At 59.1% G+C, this 12166-nt stretch carries 15 protein-coding genes and 1 pseudogene; 10 read left to right on the forward strand and 6 right to left on the reverse strand.

What is annotated here, in order from left to right; all coding sequences use genetic code 11:
* From ACYUME_RS08915 to ACYUME_RS08945, 7 genes and pseudogenes are all read left to right on the forward strand, one after another.
* On the forward strand, positions 1-516 hold the full coding sequence (locus ACYUME_RS08915) for a hypothetical protein (protein ID WP_460418610.1): 516 nt from the start codon (positions 1-3) through the stop codon (positions 514-516).
* Positions 517-739: 223 nt separating this feature from the next.
* The gene (locus tag ACYUME_RS08920) at positions 740-1432 is read left to right on the forward strand and encodes a transposase (protein WP_460418611.1); all 693 of its coding nucleotides are present in this window, start codon (positions 740-742) and stop codon (positions 1430-1432) included.
* Between the two features lie 61 nt (positions 1433-1493).
* Positions 1494-2048 carry a hypothetical protein gene (locus ACYUME_RS08925; RefSeq protein WP_460418612.1) on the forward strand — a complete coding sequence of 185 codons (555 nt, stop codon included), beginning with the start codon at positions 1494-1496 and terminating at the stop codon, positions 2046-2048.
* 583 nt (positions 2049-2631) lie between these two features.
* Positions 2632-2763: pseudogene (locus tag ACYUME_RS08930) on the forward strand (transposase); the annotation flags it as partial.
* 589 nt (positions 2764-3352) lie between these two features.
* On the forward strand, positions 3353-3949 hold the full coding sequence (locus ACYUME_RS08935) for a hypothetical protein (RefSeq protein ID WP_460418613.1): 597 nt from the start codon (positions 3353-3355) through the stop codon (positions 3947-3949).
* 277 nt (positions 3950-4226) lie between these two features.
* Positions 4227-4847, forward strand: a complete 621-nt coding sequence (locus ACYUME_RS08940; protein WP_460418614.1) for a LysE family translocator — start codon at positions 4227-4229, stop codon at positions 4845-4847.
* A 363-nt stretch (positions 4848-5210) separates the two neighbouring features.
* Positions 5211-5501, forward strand: a complete 291-nt coding sequence (locus ACYUME_RS08945; RefSeq protein ID WP_279884355.1) for a type III secretion system chaperone family protein — start codon at positions 5211-5213, stop codon at positions 5499-5501.
* Between the two features lie 49 nt (positions 5502-5550).
* On the opposite strand, the gene ACYUME_RS08950 is transcribed toward ACYUME_RS08945, so the two are convergent.
* The 6 genes from ACYUME_RS08950 to ACYUME_RS08975 all read right to left on the reverse strand — a co-directional run bounded on the left by ACYUME_RS08950 (position 5551) and on the right by ACYUME_RS08975 (position 9315).
* Positions 5551-5934 carry a GNAT family N-acetyltransferase gene (locus tag ACYUME_RS08950; protein ID WP_460419317.1) on the reverse strand — a complete coding sequence of 128 codons (384 nt, stop codon included), beginning with the start codon at positions 5932-5934 and terminating at the stop codon, positions 5551-5553.
* A 101-nt stretch (positions 5935-6035) separates the two neighbouring features.
* The gene (locus ACYUME_RS08955; RefSeq protein WP_460418615.1) at positions 6036-6356 is read right to left on the reverse strand and encodes a helix-turn-helix domain-containing protein; all 321 of its coding nucleotides are present in this window, start codon (positions 6354-6356) and stop codon (positions 6036-6038) included.
* Positions 6347-6664, reverse strand: a complete 318-nt coding sequence (locus ACYUME_RS08960) for a transcriptional regulator (protein ID WP_460418616.1) — start codon at positions 6662-6664, stop codon at positions 6347-6349. The genes ACYUME_RS08955 and ACYUME_RS08960 overlap by 10 nt, the downstream gene beginning before the upstream one ends.
* Before the next feature lie 107 nt (positions 6665-6771).
* Positions 6772-7344, reverse strand: coding sequence for a biliverdin-producing heme oxygenase (locus ACYUME_RS08965; protein WP_279884349.1), 573 nt, complete (start codon positions 7342-7344; stop codon positions 6772-6774).
* Between the two features lie 138 nt (positions 7345-7482).
* Entirely contained in the window at positions 7483-8268 is a 786-nt protein-coding gene (locus tag ACYUME_RS08970) for a sulfite exporter TauE/SafE family protein (protein WP_279884348.1), read from the reverse strand.
* Positions 8269-8712: 444 nt separating this feature from the next.
* Positions 8713-9315 (reverse strand): helix-turn-helix domain-containing protein, encoded by a 603-nt coding sequence (locus ACYUME_RS08975; protein ID WP_460418617.1) that lies wholly within the window; start codon positions 9313-9315, stop codon positions 8713-8715.
* Positions 9316-9428: 113 nt separating this feature from the next.
* On the opposite strand from ACYUME_RS08975, the gene ACYUME_RS08980 reads away from it, so the two are divergent.
* The 3 genes from ACYUME_RS08980 to ACYUME_RS08990 all read left to right on the forward strand — a co-directional run bounded on the left by ACYUME_RS08980 (position 9429) and on the right by ACYUME_RS08990 (position 12134).
* Positions 9429-10589, forward strand: coding sequence for an NAD(P)/FAD-dependent oxidoreductase (locus ACYUME_RS08980; protein ID WP_460418618.1), 1161 nt, complete (start codon positions 9429-9431; stop codon positions 10587-10589).
* Positions 10579-10959 carry a RidA family protein gene (locus ACYUME_RS08985; protein ID WP_460418619.1) on the forward strand — a complete coding sequence of 127 codons (381 nt, stop codon included), beginning with the start codon at positions 10579-10581 and terminating at the stop codon, positions 10957-10959. Before ACYUME_RS08980 ends, ACYUME_RS08985 begins: the two co-directional genes overlap by 11 nt.
* A gap of 110 nt (positions 10960-11069) precedes the next feature.
* A complete protein-coding gene (locus ACYUME_RS08990) occupies positions 11070-12134 on the forward strand; it encodes a YkvI family membrane protein (RefSeq protein ID WP_460418620.1) in 1065 nt (354 codons plus the stop codon).
* The last annotated feature ends 32 nt before the right edge of the window (positions 12135-12166 follow it).

Genomic DNA, 12166 nt, shown 5'->3' on the forward strand with positions numbered 1-12166 from the left:
ATGAAAAGCTTATTCCCTGATTTGAGCTCTGACCTCGTCCCAGGTACATCGGCAGCAGGATTCTCTTTAGGTGAATCGTTTTCCGATATTAGTGAAAAGGTAGGGGTGGTTGACTGGTACGGTCCGGAAGTACCTGTCCGTGATATTCTCCTTAGAAACCATGCTTGGATCGGAGTTGAGAGAAAGATCGGTTTTGGCAATGAGTTCTTATTGTCGTATCGATTTATGAATGAGGCGGTCTCACTGTACTTCGAAAGTAGTAGGCGACTTTATAGGGTTGCCGTGGGTGAAGGCTATTGCGGAAGTTTTAATGGCGTTGGTGTGGGGGGTAATCTTCGAGATTTAGAAAAAGAGTTTGAGGTTTTATTTAATGACGCCGATGATGACTTTCTTCTGAAGAAAGGTGAAAGCATATTGACCGGAATTAGCTTTGTTACGGACTACAGAGCTTCTTTGGAAGATGCGCCAGAGCAAGTTGTCAGGTTTATATCAATACATGATTGGTCTCTGCGGTAAAAATATCAGGAAAAGGCAGGAAAAGGTGAGCAGGAAAAGGTGACAGCAGGAAAAGGTGACGGAAAAGGTGACTGACGGAAAAGGGACGGAAAAGGTGACCGGAAAAGGTGACAGATCTATTTTTCCTACTCTAATTTCGGCTTTTGCGGGATCGAATAGACGCGAGTAGTTGTGTCAGTCTCCAGCATCATCAACTGTTGATATGACTCGGGAGGATGCCTTCATGCCCAGGATGGGTCGAGTGCTGCTGCCACACTATCCGCACCACATCGTGCAGCGTGGCCACAACCGACAGGTTGTATTTGCGGAAGACACAGATTTTCAACGCTATTTGACCGATCTTAGAGATTTGAAAGATGCCTTTGATGTTAAGGTGTATGCGTACTGCTTGATGACCAATCATGTACACCTGTTGCTGGCCCCTGGCGATTCTTGTGCGGGGCTTAGCCAATTGATGAAGACGTTGGCGGCTCGGATGACGCGCTACCGCAACCGATTGGAGGGGCGTTCTGGTACCCTTTGGGAGAGTCGTTATAAATCCAGTATTGTGCAGTCCGACACCTATCTTTTGGCGTGTTGCCGCTATATAGAGTTAAACCCTGTCCGAGCAAGGCTTGTAGCTAACGCGGGGGACTATCCTTGGTCGAGCTACGCCGTCCGGGTGGGGATCGTGCAAGGGCAGAGCTGGCTGGACAACAATCCCTGCTTTGAGGCATTGGGGGAGACGGAGGCGCTCCGACGCCAGTGCTATGCCGAGTTTATTAGCCAGGCGGTATCGACCGGAGAACTAAGCGTGATTCGAGAAGCCCTCCAGCGGGGGCAACTGACGGGTAACAATCGGTTTGTGGATGAGATCGAAATAATTACAGGGAAACGCATCGAGCGAAGGAAGCAGGGTAGACCGAAATTAGATTAGGGGAAATAAATCCGTCCCCTTTTTCGATGGTCCCCTTTTTCGATGTAAGAGTCTATGCAACTTGGACAGTTCTGCAAGATGGTACGAAGCGGTTGTCCACCGTACAGGTAGGGTCGTTCAAGTGACGGGTGGGAAAAAGCGATCTCTTGATGAATTGGTTCGTGGTCTGGATGATTATCTAGTGTATGGCTACGTTGATGAGCTCTCGATTGAAGATCCGGAGGACGATGCGTTTGATTATTTAAGTGCACTGATTTCTATGGACAGAAAAAAAGGGGTTGAATATTGTAAGTTGATACTGGAGGGGGAGGTGCAGTTTGCTGATTTTCTGAAGCCTGCATGTTTGGATTGTCTGCTGTTGTCCGAGGATGAGTGGAGATTTGCGTTTTCATTTTTGCAAGAGAATAGTGGGATTTTAACTGCTAAAATGTTGGAGAAGGCCGTTTTCTATTTTTATTGTGCAAGTCGTGATGCGGAAGCGCATCCCGTGCCGAGTGGCCTGTTCGATAAGTTGGTGGCTCGCTATCGAGTATTAGGAAATGAACCTGACGCCAGCTTTTATGATCTTCAAGAGGTCTATGGTGATTTTCTTAAGGCGTACTCGTTGGAAGGTTAATCAAAAAAGGAAAAAAGAAAAGAAAAAGTAAGAAAAAAGAGACAGATTTATTTTCGCTGCTCTAATTTCGGTTTCTGGCGGCGAAGGGGACTAGCCGTCATGTAGGTAGGCTGAGATTAGAGTAGGGGAAATAAATTTGTCCCTTTTTTGTCGATCTTTTGGCGTGTTGCCGCTATATAGAGTTAAACCCTGTCCGAGCAAGGCTTGTAGCTAACGCGGGGGACTATCCTTGGTCGAGCTACGCCGTCCGGGTGGGGGTCGTGCAAGGGCAGAGCTGGCTGGACAACAATCCCTGCTTTGAGGCATTGGGGGAGACGGAGGCGCTCCGACGCCAGTGCTATGCCGAGTTTATTAGCCAGGCGGCATCGACCGGAGAACTAAGCGTGATTCGCTCCAGCGGGGGCAACTGACGGGTAACAATCGGTTTGTGGATGAGATCGAACTAATTACAGGAAAACGCATCGAGCGAAGGACGCAGGGTAGACCGAAATTAGAGTAGGGGAAATAAATCCGTCCCCTTTTTCCAGAGGCGCTCAGACGCCAGTGCTATGCCGAGTTTATTAGCCAGGCGGTATCGACCGGAGAACTAAGCGTGATTCGAGAAGCCCTCCAGCGGGGGCAACTGACGGGTAACAATCGGTTTGTGGATGAGATCGAACTAATTACAGGAAAACGCATCGAGCGAAGGACACAGGGTAGACCGAAATTAGAGTAGGGGAAATAAATCTGTCCCCTTTTCGCCTTCTGGAAAAAATTAGCGAGAGCAGTTACAAGATCATCGATCTTGAGATGTTTTATAGAAGCTATGGTTGGTGTGCTGTTATACGGGGTGGCGAGTATGCGCCTCCAGGGGATTTTTGGGATGAGGAGTGAAAGGGACCGAAAAGGGGACGGACCGAAAAGGGGACGGATTTATTTTTCCTGACGGGTAACAATCGGTTTGTGGATGAGGTCGAACTAATTACAGGGAAACGCATCGAGCGAAGGAAGCAGGGTCGACCGAGATTAGAGTAGGAGAAATAAATCTGTCCCCTTTTTGTACCTGCACCCGATATCAAATACTGTCAAAGACGCCGCGAACTCAGGCTTTGCTGCCGCGTTGCGGCAGATCGCGGGGCAAGTCGCATCGGCGCACCGTCGCTTCCACAACGATGGATGATAGTACTTTTCGTACAATGCCTAGGGCTCCGGGTTTTGCACAATGGACCTTTGGACTCTAGATTTTCAGGGGTGAACTTCTTGCGGACTGACGGAAGTCCTATTGATGTTTCGAACATGAGAACAGTGACCTTGGAGAAAACAAAATGAAAATCTCAGTTGACTTTGATTGCCTGGTTACGTTTGATTGTACGTTTGGTGAGTGGGATGTTGGCCAAGGAGTTATAAAGGTTTTTGTTGAGAAGGGCTTGGCTTTAAAAGAGTCGAGATTTGTTTTGGGAGATGCTGGAGGGGAAATCATTGAATGCAAGGGGGGTAAAGGGGTAGAGGATATTTTCCCAGTTCACTACATATATGATCCCGCAAGAGAGGTGGAGTATGTGCAGTGGGAAATTGTCGAAGGTTATTTAAGTGCGCGTACTGACAAAGGGGAGTATGTAAAGTATGGGAGTAAGGCTGAAAGCTTGCACGCGATGCATGAGTATGTTGGAGGCTGTTGGTTTGTATTTTCGGGGGTGACGTTCGTGAGAAGGCTTGTTTGCGAGTACACTTTGGACAAGAAAGCGTTCTCAGGCAACCGATTCCCAGAGGAATTTGGAGATGGCTCCATGTCTGGAAAGCAGGGCGAGAAGTATTTTCTCGAAGGTGTGATTAATTGCTCGCCAGGCCCAGGTTGGATGTCGTTGGAGATCCATGCTGAATCCATGCATATAGAAATTCTTGATCATGAAGTGGGGCGATAGATATATGGCAAAAAGTGACGGCAAAAAATCGGAAACGGAACAGCCAGAAAAAGAGCCAGAAAAGGGGGGCGGATTTGAATGGCACTTACTTAACATGCTTCGGATGTCGGATGAAAAGTGAAAAGGGGACGGATTTAATTTTCCTACTCTAAATCCGGCTCCTGAGGTGAAGGGATTTAGCTGTCAAACCGAAAAGGTGACAGATCGATTTTCCCTCATTCGTATCCCGTTCTGCCCATGCTAACCTGCGCCCAAGTTCATTAAGGCGCCCATTCCCATGTCCATTGCCGACAACCTGATTGCCTTTACCCTCGCGGCTACGCTGCTGACCCTGACACCGGGCCTCGACACGGCCTTGATCCTGCGCACCGCGACAATGGAAGGCCGTCGCCAGGGGTTCCGCGCAGCGTTGGGTATCAATGCCGGTTGCCTGCTATGGGGCGCGGCTGTTGCTTTTGGCTTGGGTGCATTGATTGCCGTGTCCGAGTTGGCCTACGACATTCTCAAGTATTCGGGGGCCGCCTACCTCACTTGGCTGGGCGTGAACATGCTGCTGCGTCCGCGGCACTCCGTGGCGGCGGCAGGCGAAGACGCGCAACCGCAAGCCAATTGGTTTCTCAAGGGGATGCTGGGCAACCTGTTGAATCCCAAGGTCGGGATCTTCTATGTCTCGTTCTTGCCGCAATTCATACCGCCAGGCCAGCCGCTGGTGGCCTGGACCTTCGGTCTGGTGAGCATTCACGTGGTGCTGGGCCTGCTCTGGTCAGTGATACTGATCAACGCGACGCGTCCAATGGCGGGCCTGCTGCGCCGTGAAAAGGTGATCAGGTGGATGGATCGCGCCACTGGGCTGGTCTTCGTCCTCTTTGCCGCACGGCTTGCCTTTAGTCGGCGCTGATTTGCGGGAAAGATCTTAAGACTTTCCCTATACCACGTAGGCCATTTCCCAAACATGATTTCGCGGCCTGCAAAAGGTTGTCCTTGCCTGTCGCACTCCTTAGTCTCGCCCGGTCGTTGCCAATTCAACGACCGGGTGTGCAAGCCCGAGGATGTGGCTCGAGTCGCTCAATGGCGGCTGTACGTGGGAGGCCTTCGGGCCTGCCGGGTTCCTACATCCACGGTCTTGCACACCTGCGTACAGCTGCCTCCATCGTTCCGAGTGCAAGCGGATATCGGCAGCTCCCATCGCAATGTAGGAGTGCTGAACCATGCTGAAAATAGTGCCCGATCCACCCCACGCCTTCGCTCGGGAGGTTCGCCCATGACCCTCGAGACGCCCACCGCCCGAACCTCCCGCCCCTCCACGGCCCACGCCCATTTCGGCACCTGCCACGACGCCCATCCCCCCATGTTCTCGGTCCACGCTGGCATCGATGGCGAGGACGCGCTGGTATGCGCCGTGGCGGCGCTGCAGGCGGCCTATGAAACCAATGCCACGGCCCTGGAGAAAGCCAGCGAACCGCTGCGCAGCCTGCTGGTGGCCACGGAGAACTCGTTGGAAAAGGGGCTGGCGCTGGCTTCGGCGGTGCTGGAGGGGATAGAGCGGGGCTAGGGAACATGCCACAAGGGCCGCCGGTGCGGCCCGATCCTGTGGCGGTCGATCAGTGATCGAGCATCTTGTGATAGGTCACGAAGTCGCGCTCCGCTTCATAGCCCAGCGATTCGTAAAGCGCCTGGGCCGCCAGGTTGGTCCTGGCGGTATCCAGGCTCAACCGCTGCGCGCCCTCGGCGCGGAAGATCTCGCTCAGCCGCTGCATCAGGTAGCGGGCATGTCCGCCTCTGCGCGCATGCGGCGCGACGAACAGGTCGTACAGCCAGTAGAAACGCTTCATCGCCAGCGAGCAGGTCGCCGGGTACAACTGGGCGAACGCGATGGCCTGGTCGTTGTCGTCCAGCAGCAGGTAGATGCGCGAGTTGCCGGTTTCGAGGTTGGCCTGCAGGAAGGCGCGGGCGGCGGGCAGGTCATCCGCCTCGTGGTAGAACAGGCGGTACTGGTTGAAGAGGTGTGCGGCGGCGTCGAGGTGTTACAGTTCACAGGCAATGACATTCATGTCGGGGCTCGCTTTCAGGCTATCCAATGCCCTGGTCACACGGGGCGGTCTTGCAGAACTTCACGAAATACATCGGGGCGCGCGGCGGCGATATGGAGCAGCGACCTTGCCGCGCCCGACGGTGTGCGACGGCCTTGCTCCCACTCCTGCAGCGTGCGAACCGAGACGCCCAGCAGTTGGGCGAACCTCGACTGGGAAAGCCCGGTTTTACTGCGGGCCGCCGCCGCTTCGGTCAGTTCGACCTGGCGTACCGCGCCATGCCGTCCGGCTTTGACATCGCGAAGGGACTGCAGCAATTCTTCGCCGATGTTACGGCCGGCGTCGCGCTGCAGCAGTTCTTTTTCATTCATGGGCATGAGGTCATTTCCTTGGCGATCTTGCGCAGTATGTGCGTGGGTATGTTCTCGTTGGCGGTCTTGCCGTAGATCAGCAGTGCCATCAGGGCTCCGTGGGTCGATTGGGCGATATAGATCACCCGGACAGCCCCTCGCTTGCCTTGGCCTTCCACGCTCCAGCGCACTTTGCGACATCCACCTGAGCCAGGAATCACGGACCCGCTCCCTGGATCGTTTGCAAGGTACTGCATGAATTCACCGTGTTCGTCCTCGGTCCAATAGTCCGGCCACAGTTTGGTGAAGAGTGGAGATTCAATGATCGTCAGCATAGCGCATCCTTACGTCTATGACGTAGAGATTTTGCTATGAACTGTCGAGTTTCAAAAGCGCAAGGCTGTTTCTAGCGGTTGCAGGTCGCGGCCATGACTAGCTGCCGCTAGGGGCGCAGCACGCGTCGCTCATCGAGCCATTGCTCGAAACAGGCGAAGGTTGCGACTGCGGCCTGCACCGCGCGGGTCTGGGCATGCTCGGAGGGCGGAGCAGCGGCCAGTCGAGCGAGAAAGCCGCGCCAATGCGCGCCGGTGAGCGGGCCGTAGACATCGAGAAAGGCAGCGCCCGTGTCGCCATCGATACCGAGGCGCTCGGCCATGGCGCGCTTGAGCACCTGGCCGCCGAGGGTGGAGCCTTCCAGCACGTACATCACGCCGAGCGCGCTGGCTGGATCTTCGATGGTCGGCAGCACTTGGCATTGGGGCAGGGTGTCGATCGGCACGGCAAGGGCGCGCAGGTCCCGTGCCAGGGCCGGGGCCTTGTTGCGTTCGGCTGGCTGGTGGTCGGCCAGGGCGCGGTCCAGTGGGGCGTAAAAGCCATGGTAGGCCGCGAGCAGGTGGCCGTAGGCCGTCAGGTCGAACCCAGGGCTGAAGAACGGCAGGCGTGCTTCCAGTTGCTGGTGGCGGGGGCGGGTGCCTTCGCGCAGGGCGAGCAGGAGCGGGCTGGTGTTTTCGGGCATGGGCGGGGTTCTGGCGGTTCGAGGGTCGATAGTGCCAGTTTTTCCTTGTCGAGGCAGCTCGCCCGTGAGCACCGGTAGAGCCGGTGCCATGCATCGCGCGGGCTTCTTCGCGGGCAAGCCCGCTCCCACAAGGGCTGCTTAGAACGCCAGTTTGTACCCGATCAGCAACAGCATGGTCGCCAGGCAGGGGCGCAGCACGCGGTCGGACACGCGCCCGGTGAGGTGGCTGCCCAGGTAGATCCCCGGCAGCGAGCCGAGCAGCAGGTAGCCCAGCAGCGACCAGTCCATGTTGCCCATGCCGGCGTGGCCCAGGCCGGCCACCAGGGTCAGCGGCACGGCGTGGGCGATCTCGGTGCCGACCAGGCGACGGGTGACCAGGAACGGGTAGAGCAGGAACAGCGCCACGGTGCCCAGGGCGCCGGCGCCGATGGAGGTCAGGGTGACCATCACGCCCAGCACCACGCCGGTGATGACGGTGAGAAGATTCAGGCTGCGGTCGCTGAGGTGGTAGTGATCGCCGGCGTGCTTGCTGGCGAAGGCCTGCAGGCGCGACTTGAACAGGATCGCCAGGGCGGTGAGGATCAGCACCACCGCCAGGCCCTGCTTGATGATGGCGTTGAGCGCCGAGGTGTCGGCGTGCAAGGTGCTGAGAAACCACAGGGTCAGCGCGGCCGCCGGGACGCTGCCCAGGCTCAGCCAGCCGGTGATCTTCCAGTCGATGTTCTTGTTGCGGCCATGCACCCAGACGCCGCTGGCCTTGGTGATGGCGGCGTAGAGCAGGTCGGTGCCCACGGCGGTGGCCGGGTTGATGCCGAACCACAGCAGGATCGGGGTCATCAGCGAACCGCCGCCGACGCCGGTCATGCCGACGATGAAGCCCACAACCAGTCCCGCAATGGTGAAACCGAAAGAACCTACATCCATACGCTACTCGACGCCCAGCTTGCCCGTGATCGGATGGATGCCAGCATATAGATTTTTTTATAGCCAAATAGACTTGTTCGTTATTAGGTTATAACCGCTCCGCTGTGTCCGCGGGCTTTGTGCAGGAGCGGCCTTGCCGAGGCGTCGGACCGGTCGGAAAGGGGCGCGAAGCGGCCCCGGCAAACTTCGCGTCAACGCTGAAATCCTGGGGCCGCTACGCAGCCCTTTCGCGACACAAGGCCGCTCTCATGGAACAAAACATAATTCTTTGATTTGACTGGGGCAGCGTGGGAGCGGGCTTGCCCCGCGATGCGGCGTTTGGCACCGGCTTCGCCGGTGATCGCGGGGCAAGCCCGCTCCCACGCTGGAACCTTGTTCCCTGCGCGACAGCGCAGCCCGGAAGGCTGTGTGATCTCCTGCAGGGGATGGGTAACCCCAGGCCTTTCAGCGATCGGTCATCACCACCATCACCTGCGCATCGCCGCCATCCTCGCTTTCCGACAGGTAGATATGCCCCACCTGGCTGTCGAAATAGGCCGTCTCCTGCGGTCCGATGCTGACCGACTCGCCTGTCTCGAATTCGATGCGCACGCGCCCGCTGATGACCATGGCGAACTCCTGGCCGGGGTGGCGGATGAAGTCGTCGAACTGGCCGCGTTCGCGGGCAATGATGCGGGCATAGGCCGGGGTCATGCGCCGTTCGGGGAAGGCGCCGGCGATCGGGTAGTAGTCGTAGGTGCCGGTGGAATAGCCCGCCACCTCGGTCAGTGAATCGACCACCACGGTGGCCGGTTGCGGTGTGCTGGCCGCACCGCTGGCGCGAAACAGCTGGGCGATGTCCAGGTTCAGGGCGCGGGCGGCGGCGGCCAGTTTCTCGTAGCTCACCGAGACCTGCGCCAGCTCCATCTTCGACAGGGTGGACACCGGCACGCCGCTGAGTGCCGACAATTGCTTGAGCGTCATGTGCCGGGCCTTGCGCACCTGGCGCAGGCGCGCGCCGACTTCGCTGCGGTCGAGTGAGGGGCGGGCGGTAGGCGCGTCGGACATCGGGGCTCTCAGGCGGGTCTTTGGTCGGGCATCTTACCTTGTCGGCTTGCGCAATCCGAAATTCTCATATATTAGAATTCTCACAAATGATAATTATCGGCGCAGGAGCGTGCATGGGACAGGTTCACGACATTCTGATCATCGGTGCCGGCATCGCCGGCGCCTCCCTGGGCTATCGCCTGGCCGGCCAGCGCCAGGTGCTGATGCTCGAGCGCGAGGCGCAGCCGGGCTACCACTCGACCGGGCGTTCGGCGGCGATGTTCATGGAGGCCTACGGCACGCCGCAGATCCAGGCCCTGACCCGTGCCAGCCGGGCGTTCTACGAACAACCGCCAGCGGGCTTTGCCGAACACCCATTGCTCGAACCCCGTGGCTGCCTGTATGTCGCCAGCCATGAACAGCGTCACCTGCTGGAAACCACCTACGCCCAGAACCTGGCCAACGGCACTGCCGTCAGCCTGCTTGACAGCGCGGCGGCGCTCGCGCTGGTGCCGAGCCTGCGTGGCGAGCTGCTGGCCGGTGCCGTGCACGAGACCGGGGCGATGGACCTGGACGTGCATGCCCTGCACCAAGGCTTCCTGCGCGGCTTTCGCCAGGCCGGTGGCGAGCTGCGCTGCAATGCCGAGCTGGTGAAGGCGCACTATCTGGATGACCTGTGGCATATCGAGTTGGCCGACGGCAGCCGCCTGCGCGCGCGGCAGCTGGTCAATGCCGCCGGCGCCTGGGCCGACCGGGTGGCCGCGCAGTGCGGGGTCGACACGGTCGGTCTGCAACCCTGCCGACGTAGCGCGTTCACTTTCCCCGGCCCTGCGCAACACGACTTCGCCGGCTGGCCGGCGGTGATCGGCGTCGACGAGAGCTTCTACTTCAAGCCCGACGCCGGGCAGTTGCTCGGCTCGCCGGCCAATGCCGACCCGGTCGAGCCCCAGGACGCCGCGCCGGACGAACTGGACCTGGCCCTGGGGATCTACAACATCGAGGCCATGACCACCCTCGAGATCCGCCGCCCCAGCCACAGCTGGGCGGGGCTGCGCTCGTTCGTCGCCGATGGCGACCTGGTGATCGGCTTCGATCCGGTTTCACCCGCGTTCTTCTGGCTGGCCGCCCAGGGTGGCTACGGAATCCAGTCCGCCGCTGGGGCCTCGCGCCTGGCGGCCGACCTGTTGCTGGGCCAGCCGTTGTGTTCCAGCCTTATCCACCAAGGGGTCGAGCCGGCACGGCTGTCCCCGGCACGTTTCAATCAATCCAATGTGGAGCTTTCCCATGAGCAATGACATCCAGCGTTTCCCCAGCAGCCTGCCATTCCCGTTTTCCCGTGCGGTGAAGGCTGGTGGCTTCCTGTTCCTTTCCGGCCAGGTGCCGATGAGCCCGGCTGGTGAGGTGGTACGCGGCGATATCCAGGCACAGACCCGGGCGGCCTGCGAGCGCATCGCCGAGAGCCTGGAGGCGTGCGGCGCGCGCTTCGACCAGGTGGTGAAGTGCACCGTGTGGCTGTCGGCCATGGATCATTTCGCCGGTTTCAACGAGGTGTACAAGGAGTTCTTCGGCGCGGCGCTGCCGGTGCGCTCGACGGTGGCTTCGGCCCTGGCGCTGGGCGTGGATGTAGAGATCGAGGTGCAAGCCTACCTCGGTCAGGACGACTGAGATCGGTGTCGTGGGAGCGGGCTTGCCCCGCGATGGCGTTATCGCGGGGCAAGCCCGCTCCCACGACGACTTGCAACGACCCGACACAACAATAAAAACCAGAGGTGCACATGCAAGAGCAACTGAAGATCGCCGGCGCTTTCGTCGGCGTGATCGTGGGGGCGGGCTTCGCGTCCGGGCGGGAACTGCTGTTGTTCTTCGTCGATTTCGGCGTGTGGGGGCTGGTCGGCGCGCTGGTCAGCGCCGCGCTGTTCACCTTTCTCGGCATGGCCCTGGCGGGGCTGGGAAATCGCCTCAAGGCCACTTCGCACAAAGAGGTGATCCAGGCCATTTGCGGTCGGCACCTGGGCGTGCTGGTCGATTGGCTCATCACCTTCTTCATGTTCGGCGTGATGGTGGTCATGCTCGCCGGTGGCGGCGCGCTGCTCGAACAGCAGTTCGGTATCCCGGCGTTGACCGGTAGCGTGCTGGTCACCGTGCTGGTGGTGGCGATCGTTTGCCTGGATGTGCAGAAGGTGATGGTGGCCATCGGCGCGATCACCCCGCTGCTGATCCTGGTGGCCTCGGCCATCGCCCTGTATGCGGTGTGTACCCGCAGCCTGAGTTTCGCGGCGCTCGACCAGGTGGCCAGCCAGCAGGAGGCCGGTACTCACCACTGGTTGCTCGGGGCGTTCTTGTATGTGTCCTACAACATCGTGGCCGGTGCGCCGATCCTGGCGATCCTCGGCGGCTCGGCGCGCAATGGAAGGGTCGCGGTGGTCGGCGGCTTGCTCGGTGGCGCGGCCCTGGGTGGGCTGATGCTGGTGATGAGCGCGGGCCTGCTCGCGCGCCTGGACACTGTCGCGGCCTTGCCGATGCCGATGCTGTCGATCGCCAGCGAGGTGTCGCCGCTGCTGGGGCTGGTGATGTGCCTGATCATCTTCGGGATGATCGTCAACACGGCGGTGGGCACGCTGTTCTCGTTCCTGTCGCGGTTGCTGCCGGCGGGCACGGCCAGGTTCCGCTGGGGCGCGGTGGTGGCCGGCGGGGTGGGGTTCATTTGCAGCCTGGTGGGGTTCATCAGCCTGGTGGGGCTGGTGTATCCGTTGTTCGGCTACCTGGGGCTGGTGCTGATGGCGGCGGTGCTGGTGGGGTGGTTGAGGCGCGGGCGGGGAGGCAAGGTGGTTGCGGCCTGAGGGCCGCTATCGCGGGGCAAGCCCGCTCCCAC

It is taken from the genome of Pseudomonas sp. microsymbiont 2, assembly GCF_054788395.1.